This window comes from Stenotrophomonas sp. STEN054, from assembly GCF_056854535.1.
On record NZ_JBXFWG010000024.1, the window covers coordinates 46,458 to 62,429 of the forward strand.

At 64.6% G+C, this 15,972-nt stretch carries 12 protein-coding genes and 2 pseudogenes; 12 read left to right on the plus strand and 2 right to left on the minus strand.

Translation table 11 applies throughout. From position 1 onward, the window contains the following. Positions 1-31: 31 nt before the first annotated feature. From AC1VXD_RS11465 to AC1VXD_RS11495, 7 genes are all read left to right on the plus strand, one after another. A complete protein-coding gene (locus AC1VXD_RS11465; protein WP_482992141.1) occupies positions 32-391 on the plus strand; it encodes a bleomycin resistance protein in 360 nt (119 codons plus the stop codon). 67 nt (positions 392-458) lie between these two features. Then, positions 459-671 carry a ParD-like family protein gene (locus AC1VXD_RS11470; RefSeq protein WP_043396626.1) on the plus strand — a complete coding sequence of 71 codons (213 nt, stop codon included), beginning with the start codon at positions 459-461 and terminating at the stop codon, positions 669-671. Positions 672-681: 10 nt separating this feature from the next. Beyond that, positions 682-1,464 (plus strand): type I methionyl aminopeptidase, encoded by a 783-nt coding sequence (map, locus tag AC1VXD_RS11475; RefSeq protein WP_482992142.1) that lies wholly within the window; start codon positions 682-684, stop codon positions 1,462-1,464. A 198-nt stretch (positions 1,465-1,662) separates the two neighbouring features. Next, positions 1,663-3,069 carry a TolC family protein gene (locus tag AC1VXD_RS11480; protein ID WP_482992151.1) on the plus strand — a complete coding sequence of 469 codons (1,407 nt, stop codon included), beginning with the start codon at positions 1,663-1,665 and terminating at the stop codon, positions 3,067-3,069. Then, on the plus strand, positions 3,062-4,075 hold the full coding sequence (locus tag AC1VXD_RS11485; protein WP_482992143.1) for an HlyD family secretion protein: 1,014 nt from the start codon (positions 3,062-3,064) through the stop codon (positions 4,073-4,075). The genes AC1VXD_RS11480 and AC1VXD_RS11485 overlap by 8 nt, the downstream gene beginning before the upstream one ends. Next, positions 4,060-5,247 carry an ABC transporter permease gene (locus AC1VXD_RS11490; protein WP_482992144.1) on the plus strand — a complete coding sequence of 396 codons (1,188 nt, stop codon included), beginning with the start codon at positions 4,060-4,062 and terminating at the stop codon, positions 5,245-5,247. Before AC1VXD_RS11485 ends, AC1VXD_RS11490 begins: the two co-directional genes overlap by 16 nt. Continuing rightward, complete coding sequence (locus tag AC1VXD_RS11495) at positions 5,244-6,380, plus strand: ABC transporter permease (protein WP_482992145.1); 1,137 nt, start codon at positions 5,244-5,246, stop codon at positions 6,378-6,380. The genes AC1VXD_RS11490 and AC1VXD_RS11495 overlap by 4 nt, the downstream gene beginning before the upstream one ends. Here the strand turns inward: AC1VXD_RS11495 and AC1VXD_RS11500 are convergent. Both AC1VXD_RS11500 and AC1VXD_RS11505 read right to left on the minus strand, forming a co-directional pair. Next, positions 6,349-7,725, minus strand: a complete 1,377-nt coding sequence (locus tag AC1VXD_RS11500; protein ID WP_482992146.1) for a hypothetical protein — start codon at positions 7,723-7,725, stop codon at positions 6,349-6,351. The two genes, AC1VXD_RS11495 and AC1VXD_RS11500, sit on opposite strands and share 32 nt — an antisense overlap. 148 nt (positions 7,726-7,873) lie before the next feature. Further along, positions 7,874-8,236 carry a glycine zipper 2TM domain-containing protein gene (locus tag AC1VXD_RS11505; protein ID WP_482992147.1) on the minus strand — a complete coding sequence of 121 codons (363 nt, stop codon included), beginning with the start codon at positions 8,234-8,236 and terminating at the stop codon, positions 7,874-7,876. Between the two features lie 146 nt (positions 8,237-8,382). Here AC1VXD_RS11505 and AC1VXD_RS11510 point away from each other — a divergent pair, with 146 nt between their 5' ends. The 5 genes and pseudogenes from AC1VXD_RS11510 to AC1VXD_RS11530 form a co-directional block, all read left to right on the plus strand. Next, complete coding sequence (locus AC1VXD_RS11510) at positions 8,383-8,775, plus strand: barstar family protein (RefSeq protein ID WP_482992148.1); 393 nt, start codon at positions 8,383-8,385, stop codon at positions 8,773-8,775. A gap of 95 nt (positions 8,776-8,870) precedes the next feature. Beyond that, positions 8,871-9,101 (plus strand): annotated as a pseudogene (locus AC1VXD_RS11515) (hypothetical protein); the annotation flags it as partial. A gap of 651 nt (positions 9,102-9,752) precedes the next feature. Further along, the gene (locus AC1VXD_RS11520; protein WP_482992149.1) at positions 9,753-14,282 is read left to right on the plus strand and encodes an RHS repeat-associated core domain-containing protein; all 4,530 of its coding nucleotides are present in this window, start codon (positions 9,753-9,755) and stop codon (positions 14,280-14,282) included. Positions 14,283-14,292: 10 nt separating this feature from the next. Beyond that, a complete protein-coding gene (locus AC1VXD_RS11525) occupies positions 14,293-14,664 on the plus strand; it encodes a toxin-antitoxin system YwqK family antitoxin (RefSeq protein WP_482992150.1) in 372 nt (123 codons plus the stop codon). A gap of 485 nt (positions 14,665-15,149) precedes the next feature. Continuing rightward, positions 15,150-15,875: pseudogene (locus AC1VXD_RS11530) on the plus strand (IS30 family transposase); the annotation flags it as partial. Positions 15,876-15,972: the final 97 nt, after the last annotated feature.

The following is a 15,972-nucleotide window of genomic DNA, read 5'->3' on the forward strand; positions in this document are numbered from 1 at the left end:
AGCTCGACTCTACCCATCAGGAACCGCCGCCATGTCCCAGACTGTCATCCCGCAGCTGCGCATGCTGCACGCCGACACCACCCTGCCGTTCTACGTGCAGGGCCTGGGCTTCTCCGTCAACTGGGAGCATCGCTTCGGCGTTGGCATGCCGCTGTTCGCCCAGCTCACCCGCGAGGGCCAGACCCTGTTCCTCAGCGAACATGCCGGCGACTGCCAGCCCGGCGGCGCGGTGTACTTCAAGGTGGATGACGTGGAGGCGGTGTTCCGCGCCTTCAGCGCCGCCGGCGTGCCCATCCCGCAGCCGCCGCACGATACCGACTGGGGTACCCGCGAGATGCTGCTGGTGGACCCGGACGGCAACCGCCTGCGCTTTGCCACCCACAGCGACTGAACGAGGCCGACTTGAGTGGACTATATGAAACGTATACGCTTCATATATTCCCTCTCGAGAGTCCGCCATGGGCATCGTCAACATCGATGACACCCTACACGACCAGCTGCGTCGTGCCTGCACCGTCTCCAGCCGATCGATCAACGCCCAGGCCAACTTCTGGATCCGGGTCGGCATGCTGTGCGAACTGAACCCGACCCTGAGTTTCCAGGACATCGTCGCCAGCGAACTGCGCGCGGCCGGCGTGCAGCCGCCGCTGCTGGCCCCCGGGCAGGCCTGAGCCGATGGCCATGGTCAAGCGCCCCGACGAGATCGCGCTGATGGCCGAGTCCGGGCGCCTGCTCGCGCAGGTGTTCGCCGCACTCGACGCCCTGCCGCTGGAAGGGCGCAGCACGATGGACATCAACGACTTCGTCGAGCGGATGATCGTCGACGGGCTGCACGCGCGGCCGGCCAGCAAGGGCCAGTACGGTTTCCCGTACGTGCTCAACACCTCCATCGACAACGTCATCTGCCACGGCGTGCCCTGCCATGAGGACGTGCTGCGCAGCGGGCAGATCGTCAACCTCGACATCACCCTGGAAAAGAACGGCTACATCGCCGATTCCAGCACCACCTACCTGGTGGGCGACGTCGACTACGCCGCGCGCAAGCTGGTGACCGTGGCCCACCAGGCCATGTGGAAAGGCATTGCTGAGGTGCGCCCCGGGGCGCGCCTGGGCGACATCGGCCATGCCATCGCCCGCCACGCGCGCAGCCACGGCTACAGCGTGGTGAAGGAGTACTGCGGACACGGCATCGGCCAGGAAATGCACGAAGACCCGCAGATCCTGCATTACGGCCACGCCGGTACCGGCCTGGAGCTGCAGGAAGGCATGGTGTTCACCATCGAACCGATGCTCAACCAGGGCAAGCCGGCCATCCGCCAGCTGCCGGAGGAATGGCCGGTGTACACGCGCGACGGCAAGCTCTCGGCGCAGTTCGAACACACCGTGGCGGTGACCGCGCAGGGCGTGCGCGTGCTGACCCTGCGCCCGGACGAAACGCCACTGTGCGCGATTGATGCGGCCTAGAGCGGGCGTAGCAGCAGCAACAACGCCAAACTCGCCATGAACAGCGCGATGCCCGCAGCCACTCCCCGCCAAGCGTTGCGGCTGCAGAACAGCGGCTGCCGCAAGCGCACGCCAACGTCCCAGCCCCGCTACAACAGCTTCACGGCACATCGACTAGTTTTTGCCGGACTCTTTACGGATGACGGACCCGACGTGCACCTGCAACGTCCTTGCCCGCGACGGCACCACGCAAGTTGGCCGCTGCTGGTCTGCGCCACGCTGCTGACGGCCACCAGCGTCGCGCAGACGGCGGCCGACCCTGCCGTGGCCCCTGCCCTGCAATGGGAACAGGCTCGACAGCGGCTGGAACAGGTTTCCGATGCGCTGGCGGCGGCCGATGCCGGTGTGCGCAACAAGCAGGAACTACAGGAAGCCACGCGCCTGCTGCGCCTGCCCGAGATCACCGGCGAAGTGCGCCGCCTGCAGTTCCAGAAGACTCTCACCCTGCCGCTGGGCTCGCTGGCACCGGTGGCCGAGGCCTATGGCATCGATTCGCCGCTGAGCTTCACCGAACGCGACTGGCGCACCCGCCCGGTGGTGACCGCGGTGCTGCCGCTGTACACCGGCGGCGTGATCCCGGCGGCGCAACGTGCGGCCGGTGCCGCGAGCGAACAGGCCAGTGCCGAACGCGAAGCGCAGCGCCAGTCGCTCACCGTGCAGCTGGCCCAGGCCTATTTCGGCCAGCGCCTGGCCGAACAGGCGGTGGACGTGCGCCGCGACGTGCGCGACGGCCTCAACCGCCACCTGTCCGATGCGGAGAAACTGGAACGCGAGGGCTTCGCCACCCGCGCGCAGCGGCTGCAGGCCACCGTGGCCCGCGACAAGGCCGAGCGTGAGTACCAGAAGACCCTCAACGACCTGGCCACGCTGAAGGCCGCGCTGGCCACCCTGCTGCGCAGCGGTGGCGAGGTGCGCCCGCTGTCGCCGCTGTTCGTGCAGCGCGCGCCGCTGGAACCGGTGGCCAGCTTCGAACGCATCGCGCAGGCGCGACAGCCGCAGATCCGCCGCCTGCAGGCGATGGTTGCCCAGGCCGAACAGGGCGTGCGCGTGCAGCAGGCCAAGTTGAAGCCGCAGATCTTCGCCTTCGGCCAGTACGACTTCCGCCGCCGCGACGAAATGCTGACCGATCCGGACTGGGCCTTCGGCATCGGCCTGAAGTACACCTTCCTGTCGCCCAGCTCGCGGCCGGCGCAGATCAGTGCGGCACGCGCGCAGCAGGAACAGGCCGAAGCCGGCCTGCGTGAAGCCGAGAACCAGGTCGCCCTCGGCGTGCGCAAGGCATGGAACGAACTGGAAAGCGCGCGCCAGCAGTTCGTGCTGCTGGACAGCAGCATCGCCCAGGCGCAGGAAAACCTGCGCTTGCAGGAACTGGCCTTCCGTGAGGGACAGGCGACTTCGCTGGATGTGATCGACGCGCGGCTGGGCCTGGGTGGCGCCCGCGTCGAACGCGCACAGGCCGCCTACCAGTACGACATCGCACTGGCGCAACTGTTGGAAGTGAGTGGACAGATGGACCGTTTCGAAGACTATCGGCGCCGTGCGGACGAGGTGATCGACCATGAGTGACGTGCTGCACGACGAATCCACCACGCCGCCTGGCAAGCGCCGTGTGGGCATCCTCCTGGTGGGGGTGCTGCTGGCCGTGGTGGTGCTGGGCCTGTGGCTGGCCTGGCGCCGGCCGGCCGACCAGATCCAGGGCATGGCCGACGCCGATACCCTCAACGTTGCCGCCAAAATCACTGCCCGCGTGGCCGAACTGAAAGTGCGCGAAGGTGACCGCGTGCAGGCCGGGCAGATCGTGTTCCTGCTCGACAGCCCGGAAGTGGCGGCAAAGGAACAGCAGGCCCACGGCGCACTGGCCGCCGCACAGGCAGTGGCCGACAAGGCCGACGAGGGCGCGCGCAGCGAGGACATCCGCGCCGCCGAAGCCAACTGGAAGCGGGCCGAGGCCGGTGCCACCCTGGCCGAAGCGACTGCGCGCCGCGTGCAGAACCTGTTCAACGAAGGGGTGATGACCCGGCAGAAGCGCGATGAGGCGCAGGCCCAGGCAACCAGTTCGCGCGAGCTGGCCCGCGCCGCACGCGCGCAGTACGACATGGCGCTGGCCGGGGCACGCGAGCAGGACAAGCGTGCGGCGCAGGGCCAGGTGCAGCAGGCACAGGGTGCGGTGGCCGAGGTCAATGCCGCACGCGCCGAAGTGGAAGGGCGCGCACCGGTGGCCGGCGAGATCAACAAGCGCATGGCCGATCCAGGCGAACTGGTGCCGGCGGGCTATCCGGTGTTCACCCTGGTCGACATCGACCGCATGTGGGTGTCGATGAACCTGCGCGAGTCGCAGATGGAGGGCCTGAAGATCGGTAGCACCCTGCGCGGCAGCATCCCGGCATTGGACCAGGACGCCGAATTCAAGGTGTATTTCATCAATCCGGCCGGCGACTACGCCACCTGGCGCACCACCCGCCAGTCCTCCGGCTACGACGTCCGCAGCTTCGAGGTGCGGGTGCGCCCGGTACGCCGCATCGAGGGCTTCCGCCCCGGCATGAGCGTGCTGTTCGCATGGCCCCCGCACTGAGCCCGGGCAACAGCGGCTTCGCGGCGTCGTGGCGGCGCGAACTGCGCACGCTGCGCGGCAATCGGGCCGACCTGCTGCTGGTCACCGCACTGCCGCTGTTGATGCTGGTGCTGATGGCGTGGATGTTCAGCCCCGCAGTGATGCGCGATGTGCCGATTGCCGTTGTCGACCTGGACCACAGCAGCGGCAGCCGCCTGCTGCTGCGCATGCTCGATGCCAGCCCCGGCGTCCGCGTGGCCAGCCAGCCGGTGAACATGGACGAGGCCCGTGCGCAGCTGCGCCGGCTGCAGGTCTATGCCATCGTGCTGGTACCACGCGATGTCACCCGGCAGGCGCTGCGCGGCCAGCAGGGCACGGTGTTCGCCTATTACAACGCCACCTACATGACCACCGGCCAGTCCGCCGCGCGTGACATCGGTGATGCGGTGGCCGCGTGGAACGCACGCCTGCTGCGCGAACGCATCGCCCTGCAGGTCGGCCCCGGCAAGCTGCGCGCGGCACCGATCGCCGTGCAGTCGGACATCCTCTACAACCCTGCGCGCAGCTACGAGCTGTTCCTGCTGCCGCTGATCTTCCCCGCCGTGCTTTCGCTGGTGCTGGCGCTTGCGGTGGCCGGCAGCCTGGGCCGCGAGATCCGTGATGGCACCCTGCCCGGCTGGCTTGGGCGCACACCGTGGCCGGCCCTCGCCGGCAAGATCGCACCGTATGTCCTGCTGTTTTCGCTGTATGGCGCGCTGGGCGTGGCCTACCTGGCATGGCTGCGCGGCGACGGCATCGCCGGCAGCGTATTCCTGCTGCTGCTCGGCCAGCCCCTGTTCTATCTGGCCACAGCGGCCTACGCCCTGTTCTTCGTCGGCGTCACCCGTGACATGGGCACGGCGCTGTCGGCCGTCGGCCTCAGCATCGGCACCGCGTTGGCCTTTTCCAGCGCCACATTCCCGGTCATCGACGCACCGCTGTTCACCCGCATCTGGCACCTGCTGCTGCCGCTCAGCGCGTACATCAAGCTGCAGACCCAGCAGCAGTTCGTCGGTGCGCCGCTGGCGGTGTCGCTGTGGCCGCTGGGCACGCTGCTGCTGATGATCGTCATCGCCGGTGGCGTGGGTGGCTGGCGCCTGCTGGCGTTCGCCCGCAGCGCGCAGGCCGCGCGACCGGCCGGGGCCGACGCATGAGCGCGGTCTGGGCCAGCCTGCGGCAGACGTTGCTGGCAGTGCTGCTGGACCGCTACGCCATCGTGGTGATGGTCGGCGCGGTCATCCTGTACTCGTTCTTCTACCCGGCCGCGTACCGGCATCAGGTCGCGGGCAACCTGCCGATCCTGGTGGTGGACCAGGACCACAGTGCTACCAGCCGCGAATTGCTGCGCAAGCTCGACGCGCTGCGCGTGGCCCGCGTAGTCGGCCAACCGGCCAACATCGACAACGCACGTCGTCAGCTGGAGGCCGGTGATGCTGAAGGCATTGTGCTGATCCCGGCCAACCTGGAGCGCGACATCCTGCGTGGCCATCCGGCGAAGCTGGTCCTGCTAGGCAACGGCGCCTACCTGGGTCGCGCCAGCTGGGTGCTGGGCAGCGTGGCCGATGCATTGGGATCCTTCGGGCGCGACGCGGCGGTCACCCAGGCCGCCTTCATGGGGGCACCGCAGGCGCCGCCGGTTACCCTGGTGCAGCGGCCGCTGTACAACACGCAGGAAGGCTATGGCAGCGCGATCGTGCCGGGCGTGGCCGAGCTGATCGTGCACCAGACCCTGCTGATGGGCATCGGCGTGCTGCTTGGCGGGCGCCGTCTGGCCCTCGGCCGGCGCCTGCGCTTCGACCTGCCGACGCTGACCGGCATGGCGCTGGGCTTCGGCCTGATCGGTCTGTTCGGGCTGTTCTATTACGCCGGGTTCACCGCCTGGGTGCAGGACTATCCACGGGGCGGCAATCCACTCGGCCAGCTGTTCGGCGGCACGCTGTTCATCGCCGCCGCGGTGGCCTTCGGCCTGTTCGTCGGCAGCTTCTTCCGCACCCGCGAACGCGCGTTCCAGTACATCATCGCCACGTCCATCCCGCTGTTCTTCCTGGCCAACCTGTCGTGGCCCACGGTGATGACGCCGCCGCCGCTGGTGTGGCTGTCGCAGCTGCTGCCCACCACCTCCGGCATCAACCTGATGGTGCGGCTGACGCAGATGGACGCCAGCCTGGCGGATGTCAGCCACGAACTGGTCACCCTCGGCGTACTGCTGCTGCTCTACGGCAGCCTCGCCGTCTGGCGCCTGCACGGCGCCTCGATCAGGGGTCCGGGGCGTACCAGAACGGAATGAAGTACTCGCGCCGGCGATCCGCGCCGCGCTCCGGGCCCTCGCCATTCCACAGCAGGTGCAGGTCGTGCCGGCCCGGTGCCAGCCCGGCCATCGGCAGGTAGCCGGCCAGGCCGCGCATGTCGAGGTCGCGCCGCTCCATCGGCACGAAGGCGCGCAGGTCAACCGGCCTGCCGTCCAGCTGCACTGTCCAGAGCTGGGCCAGGCAGTCCACCGCCGCGATCGCGGCCGCTGCACCTTGCGCATCGTTGCGGCCATCCGGCAGCTGCGTGCAGCGCGTGCGCGCCACCCCGTTGTCGCGCTGCGGTCGATGTGGAATGAACAGCCGCAGCTGCGTTCCACTGATGGTGTCGGCGGGAATCATCGGGTACGGCAGCAGCTGGTCATGCGACGAGCGCATCGATTCGTAGTGCGCGCTGAGCATGCCGTGGTCCACCGCTTCGCCGGTGATGATCTGGTAGCGGTTGAACAGCGAAAACGTCACCGAGCCGGCCACCTGCAGGCCACCCAGAAGCATCGCCACCATGATCGCGCCCAGATAGGCCACGATGAAAAACTGCGAGCGCAGGTTGCTCTGGATCGTCAACTGCATGGTCTGGATCAAGCGCATCAGCGGTATCCGCTGCAGGGCGCCGAGCACCCAGTGCAGCACGCGCTGCTGGCGTTCGCTCGGCCGACCGCGCGCCTTCCGGCGTGCAATGGACTTTTCCAACAGCAGGGGCAGCAGCCCCACCATCAGCAGGGCCAGCATCACCACGCCCACGAAGATCGTGGCCGCCGTTTCCGAGCCACCGCACAGCGCGCCGACCAGCATCGCCAGCCCGAGGATGATGATCGCCATCACCAGCGTGCCGGCCAGGGTCTGCACGCACATCAGCGTGGTGGAGAACAGCATCGTCGCCAGCCGGTCGGCACGCTGGATGCTGCCGTCGAGGCCGCCATCGCGCGCACGCATGAAGGCACGCGAGACCGGCCCCATCTTCGGCAGGTGGTCCCAGTCGATGCCCTTCGGGAAGTGCGACTTCAAGCCCACCAGGCCGATCCAGTAACCGCGCACGGTCAGGTGCGCGATCAGCGCCACCGCCATCACGTAGCACATGCCCACGCTGATGCTGAAGACGAACCACAGCACCTGGAAGTACATGCCCTCGGTATGCAGGCTGCTGCGTGCCCAGATGTCGAACAGATAGCCCGGCACGGCCAGCAGCGCGAAGGCCAGCAGGCCGGAAATGAACAGCTCCAGCTCATCGGTGCGCTCGCGCAGACGGCCGAAGCGGATACTCGCCTCCTGTGCCTCATCGGTGTCGGCAGCGGTCGCGAGCGGTTCGGCAGCGGGCGATTCGTTCACAGGGCGTTCATCCGTGGAATTCGGCGCAGTATAGGGTGCGCGCCGCGCCTTGCAATACGTCCGCCCACGACGACGAACGCCAGCCCAAGGGGCCGGCGTTCGAGGCACCGCGTCGTGGAAGGGAGCGGGTATCAGGTCGTGCGGGTACTCAGCGGTAGACGCGCTCGCAGCGGCGCTCGACCACGCGGTCACCGGTCTTGTTCTGGTGATTGCCCTGGATCTGCCGACCGGCTGCACCGCCCGCCACGGCACCGGCCACGGTTGCCAGCTTCTTGCCGTTACCGCCGCCTACCTGGTTGCCCAGCAGGCCGCCGACCACCGCACCGGTGGCCGTACCGGCAATACGGTTGGGATCGCGCGAGTTGCGCTGCACTTCCACGTTTTTGCAGACCACGCGGCTGCCATCGTTGAACTTGCGGCCTTCATCGCGCGGGCCGTAGCTTTGTGCGCCGGCGACCGACGAAGCCGCCATAAGGCTGCCGAGCAGCAGTACGCGAAGGGAGGTGTTCATGGCGATCTCCTGTGATCCGATGTGGGTCCAGTCTCCCGCCGGCAACGCCAACCGAAGGTGAAATACCGGTCGACGGCGCCTGAACGGCCATGCGGCGTTCAGCGATGCGACGCTGGCGTTGGCACCGCGTGTCCTACAGTGCGTGCATGACCCTTCACCTGCAGATCGACGGACGTGCGATCACCGGCATCGACAGCCTCTATGCCGAGTTCAACCGTGTGTTCATGGCCGGCGAAGACTGGCAGCTCGGGCCCAGCCTGGATGCGTTGGACGACCTGCTGTATGGCGGTTACGGCGCATTGCAGGGGCACGCCGCGGCGACGGTGACCTGGCGCGATGCCGAGCTCAGCCGCGCTGCGTTGGGCATGGACGCGACTCGCGCCTGGCTGCAGGCAAAACTGCAGCAGCCCGGCACCTTCAACGCCGATATGATCGGCCGTCAGCTGGATGCGCTGGAGCGCGGCGAAGGGCAGACCTACTTCGAGATCGTGATGGAGATTTTTGCCGGCCACCCGCGCATCACCCTGCTGCCGCGGTGAACGCACCCGGCGCTACCATGCAGCGTTGCGCGGCCACTTGAGTCGTCCAGCTGCAGGCCGGGCGCTGGCCCGGCCGACACAGCACCACGCGCCACCAGCGCCCGGACGTGCTGTACGTCGAGCACACGCTGAAGGCGGCCAAAGCCGATATCGGCGCCGCTGGACCAAGCCAAAATCAGCAAGGACATGAGCTGGCCGAGGTGCGTTATCGCAATGGCATCGACAGCAGGCTGGACCTGCTGGACTCGCAGCGTACCGACGATGCCGCCCAGCAGGACCTGCTGACCCTGCGCCTGGCCGAGGCGACCAACCGGGTAACGCTGTAAAAGGTGCTGGGTGGGGGGTGCGGATGCGCTGGCGGGTAGTGGTGGAACGTGGGCGACGGAGGATTAGCCTGTGTAGTCACCGGGTAAACGGCCCAAGAAGCAACTCGACCCATCACTTGGCAAAACAGACCCAATCAGTTTCCAACGGCGGGAAGCACCGAACTATAGGTCCCAAGTGTCGCATTCAGCACAGGCAGTCCCCGCAGCATGACGTGATCTGCCCTTCTCGAGTTACTAATTTTTGCAAAGAACGTTGCGGCTCGAGTTCCCACCAACGCTCATGGCACGGCAATCCAGACCCACCCTATCCGGATGGAATCGCAGTTGACGTGACCGGAAAAAACCAGCAAATACAAACCTTCGAGGGTGCGGAAGCGCAGCTCTGCCTGCCGTCGGAAATCGTGAATCCGCACGCGCGTGAGCACCTCCATCCGGCCGTACTTTGCAGATGATCGCTCGAAGGACAGTGTTGACTGCCCCAGATCACGACGGCCTAACTCCCAGCTACTGCTCGGCCAGATTCTCGGGGTCAAGCGGAAGACGCGACGCGGAAGCAACGCGAATTGAGAGGTAGCGCGCGAAGTCAGAAACCATGGCGGCAGTATCTCTGCGCATGGCCGTGCCTGCCTTGACCCATGAAGGAGTATGGCGATGCAGGGATATCTGGCGATTCAACGCAACGTGATCCGCTTCTGTGTCGCGCGCATTGTGCTCTTCAGCTCCACGGCGCAGGCGGAGACCTACTGGCTCGATTCCCGCTTCGACGATAGCCAACCGCACTATCCAACGATGCAGGAGGCCTGTGTCTCGGGCGAACTGGAACGCCGCCTCGATGGCTATCGCGCAAAGAGTGCGCTACCTCACCGCTACGCGGCTGTATCCGTCGGCCCTTATCTGGATGGCGAGGCCATGTGCAGGGGGCAACTGCAACGGCGTCAGTTCAATTCATGGCTGCCCGTCGAAATCGTGAACACGTTCGTCTATGGGCCACGCGGCGCCAGACCGCCGTGCCCGCTCGATGGCCTGGCCGACCCGGACACGGGGCAGTGCGGCATGCCCAAGTGCGACAGCAACTGCCCTTCGGATGGAGGCAATCGCTCAAACCCCATTGCCAGCGCGACAGGCAACAAACGTCAGCAGGAGACGGACTATATCGGAGCAGGCGCCTTCCCACTGCAGTTCGTTCGGGTCTACAACAGCCATCGTGTGCCGGACAGCCGAGCGCTTCCTGTCGGCATTGGCTGGACCCACAACTACGCAGCCAAGCTCGATCCCGTGACCAATGCCACCGGCTCGATTACCCGTATTCGAGCCCACAGGCCAAATGGCGCCATCCAGACCTTCAGCCCCATCAATGGTGAATGGACTGCAGGTGCAGACGTCCCGGAAAGACTGACCGTCATCCTTTCTGCTGGGTCACTTGTTTCGGCGACCTATCGCCGCGCGGATGATTCTGTCGAAACCTACGACGAGCTCGGCCGCCTGAGCTCCATCACTTCGCGCGACGGGCTCGTACAGACGCTGTCCTATGCCGTGGGTTCTGGGACTTCACCGTACGTCCAACGCGTTACCGATCCACAGGGACGCGCCCTGGTGTTCGGGTACACAGACGGTCGCTTGACCAGTCTTACCGATGGCACCGGAGCGGTCATTACCTACGCGTACAGTGGGAACGATCTGACCTCCGTGACCTATCCCGAGCCATTGTCCGGCTCGGCGACACGTATCTATCACTACAGTGAACCCGGCCAGACGGGAGGGATAACGCAGCCACACCTGCTGACCGGCATCACCGACGAGGACGGCAACCGATACGCCAGCTGGGCATATGATGCCCATCGACGCGGCGTACTCAGCGTGCATGGCCCGTATGCAGGCGGGAGTGCGGATCGAGTCGAACTACGGTTCAACGCAGATGGCAGCACCACGATCACCGACAGCCTCGGCAAGGTCCGGAACTACACGTTTGGCGTTGACCATAGTGTGGCGCGGCTTGCGTCGCTGGACGCCCCCTGCGACCACTGCGTCAACGTTGCCGCGGCGCGCACGTACGACAGCAACGGATATCCCGCCAGCAGGACCGACTTCAGGGGCAACGTTGCCCGGTATACGTACAACGCACGCGGACTGCAGACCGAGCGGATAGAGGCAGCCAACGATAGTGGCGGCAGCAAGCGCACAACCCAGACAGACTGGCATGCAACCTTCCGCCAGCCCACGGAACGACGGATCTACGACGCGGAGGGCGTGCTCGCTGCTGAAACCAGCTTCATTTACAACAACCGGGGTCAGCTGCTCACTGAGACTCGCAAGGATCCGTCGACATCCGGTAGTCGTACTACGACCACGACCTACTGCGAGCCCGCTGACGTCAGTGACGGCACCTGCCCCCTGGTTGGCCTGCCAATCAGCATCAAGGGACCACGCACTGACATCAGCGACACGACGACCTACGTCTACCATCAGACAGACCACAGCGATTGCGGGGCCGCCCAGGCAGCATGCGCCTACCGCCGGGGCGACTTGTGGAAAGTCATCGATCCGTTGGGGCGGACCACCACGTTCCCCAGCTACGACAACGCGGGACGACGGCTGTCGTCCATCGACCCGAATGGTGTCGAGACGAGCTATGAGTATCATCCCCGCGGCTGGCTGACAGCCGAGAAGGTGCGCAGCCCCGACGACAGCACGGAACGTGACGACCGCATAACACGAACGACCTACCGACCAACCGGCCTGGTCGAGCGGATTACCCAGCCCGATGGCGACTATCTGACGTTCTCCTACGACGCAGCGCAGCGACTGGCACGTCTCACCGACAACAGCGGCGGCTTCATCGCATATACCCTGGATGGTGCGGGCAACCGGATCGCTGAGGAGAGCCGCGACTCAGCCCAGACATTGCAACGCAGCCTGTCGCGCATCTATGACCTGAACGGGCGACTTGCGACCGTCGCCGATGCTTCCAGCAGCCCGACCGATTTCGGATACGACGACAACGGCAACATCAATTCGATAACGGATGCCTTTGATCGCACGGAGCGCCGTGAGTACGACGCCCAGAATCGCCTCAGGCAGACCACCCAGGATGTCGACGGCATCGGCGCCGTGACCCGATACCTCTACAACCCGTTGAATCGGCTAGTGCTGGTCACTGACCCAAAGGGGCTGCACACGCGCTACACCTACAACGCCTTGGGTGATCTGCTACAGCTGAGCAGTCCGGATACTGGCACTACCCGTTACAGCTACGACAGCGCCGGCAATCGCGACGGTCTGACCGATTCGCGAGGACAGACAGTGTCCTACCGCTATGACGCGCTCAAACGGCTGACCCAAATTGCACCCGATGGTGCGCCTGCGCTGGACGCGTCCTATCTCTATGATGCCGCGCCAAGTGAATGTGAAACGGGCGAGACCTTTGCCTCTGGCTATCTGAGCCAGATCGTGGATGCCAGCGGCACGACGGGATACTGCTACGACCGCTTCGGCCACATCGTACGCAAAATCCAGGTAGTCGACGGCCATAGCTTCGCAGTTCGCTACGCCTACAGCTTGGGTGGAAAGCTCCAGGTCATCACCTACCCAGATGGCACCCTGGCCGATTACGTGCGTGATCCCGAGGGCCGCATCTCGGAGATAGGCGTCACATCGCCCGGCGCCAGCCGCCAAGTGCTTCTGTCCGGTGTCACGTACTACCCATTCGGACCTGGGGCAGGCTGGAGCTACGGCAATGGTCGGACCTTGGTCCGAGCCCATGACCGGAACTACCGCACCGTTGCGCTGAGCGATGTCGACGGAGACGGCCTGGATGCCGGTTACGCCTACGACGCCGTTGGTAACCTTACCGGCCTGCACACCGCTGGCCATGAACTTCCGGCGCTTGCCACGTTCGACTACGACGCCCTCAATCGTCTGGTTGCATTCCGGGATGGGGCAACAGGAACCGCGATCGAGCGCTATGACTACGACGCTACGGGAAACCGCACATCATTCACCAACGCTGGAGGGACCAACGGTTACGCCTACCCAGCTGACAGCCATCGCCTTCACTCGGTAGATGGGGTATCCCGGAAGTACGACGCCGTTGGCAACACCGCCTCCATTGATGGCACGGATAGAGAGTTCGTCTTCGACCCGTTCAATAGATTGATACAGGTGAAGCAGAGCGGCCAGGCGATCCAACAGTACGCATACAACGGCCGTGGTGAACGGGTGCGAAGCTACCTGGGGACCACCACCACGACCTACAGCGTCCACGATGAGAGCGGCCAGTGGCTGGGTGACTACGATGCCACGGGCACGCCGATCCAACAGGTGATATGGCTGGGCGACCTGCCCGTGGGTGTATTGGTTGGCACCGCAGCGTCTTCGAATCGCCTGCACTACATCGAGCCGGATCAGCTCGGCGCACCACGCGCGGTCATCGAGGCAGGCCGAAACGTCGCGGTCTGGACGTGGGATTTGAAGAGCGAGGCATTTGGCAGCGACACACCCAACGAAGATCCTGATGCGGACGGAACGCCCTTTACATTCAACATGCGCTTTGCGGGACAACGCTTTGACCCCTACAGCGGCCTCCACCACAACTACGCTCGAGAGTACGAACCCTCGACGGGCCGGTATCTGCAGAGTGACCCCGTTGGCCTGGCGGGAGGCATCAGCACTTACAGCTATGTCGAGTCTAATCCGCTGCTCTATACGGACAGCACGGGCCAGGGCAAGGATCAGGCTTGCATGGCGTCATGCACGGTGAGCGGAAGTGTCATCGGCGGCGGTATCGGCTACGCCGGCGGTGGCATAGCTGGCGGCGTTGGCGGTGGTGCGGGATGCACCTTGTTCGCTCCAGGTGTTGGCACCGTCGCGTGCGGGGCGGGCGGCGCTGCCGCCGGCAGCAGTGCGGGAGGACTGGCTGGCTCGATCGTTGGCAGCAGCCTTGGATACCTCACCGGTCTGGCGATCTGCCCGAGCGATGAAGACAATACTGACAAGTGCTACAGGCGATACGATGGAGAAGCAATGGCGTGCGACGTGTGGCGAGGGCGCGGCCCAAGCAAAGACCCTGATCGCTGGTATCGGGCTTGCCTGACGCGGGCAGCAGATCGCCGCAATCTGTGCGTCGCCAATAAGGGCCAAACTGGCGGAGAGCCGCAGCCTTGGTCACCAAGCGACTTTCGTTAGGATCCAATTCATGAAGAGTCCCGAAATCAAAGTAGTGGAAAACCACTTCCCTTCTGGAAAGCTCGAGTCCCGAGGAACACAAATCGATGGGCGGTGGGTCGGTGTCTTTCGGCGTTGGCACGAGAGCGGCTCACTATTCGCTGAGAGCGAATACGTGGACGGTCAATTGAATGGAATTATTCGAGAGTGGGCAGAAGATGGTCGGCCACTGCTGTTGGCCAGCGTTAAAAACGGCGAGCTTGATGGATCTTATCAGAGCTGGTGGAGCTCAGGCTTGCCCAAGGAGGCCGGAACGTATAAAGATGGAAAGCGGATCGGACGATACATCTGGTACGACACAGATGGCTCGATATGGAACTGCCTGGATATTCCAGCCGAATAGGCATCGTAGGCACAGCAATCATTCCAACGATGCGACCCGCTCACAAGCCCCATCAAGCTTGGAGCGCAACTCCCAGAAGAATGCCCTCCTTGAGATCCACACAACTCGTCGAAACCTACTATCCCTCTGGAAAGATAAAAACTCGTGGCGCTCGAGTGGATGGACAATGGAGCGGCGTCTATCAACGCTGGTTCGAAACTGGGGGACTCTTCACGCAGTCCGACTATACAGACGGCGTGGTGAATGGCCTTCTACAGCAGTGGACAGAAGAAGGAACACTGACCTTATCTGCCACTGTTAATAATGGGGAGTACGAGGGCCCCTACAACAGCTGGTGGGACACCCGGACTACTCAAGGAGGAAGGCACGTTCAAAGCTGGGAAGCGAGTAGGACGATACACTTGGTGCGACACAGACGGTTCGATATGGAAGTGCTTAGACTCAACTTCCAAGTGCAACACCCCGCAATCACGCAGGGTGCCGGCATGGGAAAGCAGTACAGTCATTTGAGTTCCGAAGAGCGTGCCATGATGCAGATCGAGATCGGCAACGGCGCGAGCATCCGGTCAATCGCCACGCGCCTGGGTCGCAATGCGTCCACGCTTTCACGTGAGCTGGGCCGTCAGGTGGAGTCGACGTACAGCGCCACGCTGGCATCCCAGCGCTATCGGCGACGGCGCAGTAACAGTGTGCGCAGGCGCAAGATCATCGAGGGAAGTGCCTTGTTTCAGCTTATTCGTGACGACCTGGTGCTGTATCACTGGTCGCCCCAACAGATTGGTGCCCAGCTGCGTTCCATGCATCCCGATGACCCTGCCCAGCGCGTCAGCCACGAGACAATCTACGCAAGCATTTACGCCCATCCCCGCGGTGGCTTGAAGAAGGAACTGGTGGAGGCCTTGCGACAGAGCAAGCCCACGCGTGGTCGTCGTCGCACGACCGCCGCCAAGCGCACATGGGTGCCGGAGGAGCTGCGTATTGCTCATCGACCGGAGTAAGTACAGCAACGACTGGCCCCAGGCCATTGGGAGGGCGGCCTGATCAAGGGCGCGTTCAACCGCTCGTGCGTGGGCACGCTGGTCGAGCGAAAGAGCCGCTTTGTGATCCTCTGCAAGATGGATGGCTGCACAACCGATGCTGCGCTGAAAGGTTTCAGCCGCCAACTGAAGAAATTCCCTGCTTCCATGCGCGGCAGCATTGAATCGCCCAGGGTTCCGTAGACACCTCGCAGCCATAAACTATGGCTTAGGCGGAGGTGATTATGAGCACGAAGCGGTACACCGATGAGTTCAAGATCGAGGCGGTCCG

Bases quoted from the DNA above. Each gene is read 5' to 3' on its own strand.
- AC1VXD_RS11465 (WP_482992141.1), top strand. From the start codon at position 32: ATGTCCCAGACTGTCATCCCGCAGCTGCGCATGCTGCACGCCGACACC.
- AC1VXD_RS11470 (WP_043396626.1), top strand. From the start codon at position 459: ATGGGCATCGTCAACATCGATGACACCCTACACGACCAGCTGCGTCGT.
- map (WP_482992142.1), top strand. From the start codon at position 682: ATGGTCAAGCGCCCCGACGAGATCGCGCTGATGGCCGAGTCCGGGCGC.
- AC1VXD_RS11485 (WP_482992143.1), top strand. From the start codon at position 3,062: ATGAGTGACGTGCTGCACGACGAATCCACCACGCCGCCTGGCAAGCGC.
- AC1VXD_RS11490 (WP_482992144.1), top strand. From the start codon at position 4,060: ATGGCCCCCGCACTGAGCCCGGGCAACAGCGGCTTCGCGGCGTCGTGG.
- AC1VXD_RS11495 (WP_482992145.1), top strand. From the start codon at position 5,244: ATGAGCGCGGTCTGGGCCAGCCTGCGGCAGACGTTGCTGGCAGTGCTG.
- AC1VXD_RS11505 (WP_482992147.1), bottom strand. From the start codon at position 8,236: ATGAACACCTCCCTTCGCGTACTGCTGCTCGGCAGCCTTATGGCGGCT.
- AC1VXD_RS11510 (WP_482992148.1), top strand. From the start codon at position 8,383: ATGACCCTTCACCTGCAGATCGACGGACGTGCGATCACCGGCATCGAC.
- AC1VXD_RS11520 (WP_482992149.1), top strand. From the start codon at position 9,753: ATGCAGGGATATCTGGCGATTCAACGCAACGTGATCCGCTTCTGTGTC.
- AC1VXD_RS11525 (WP_482992150.1), top strand. From the start codon at position 14,293: ATGAAGAGTCCCGAAATCAAAGTAGTGGAAAACCACTTCCCTTCTGGA.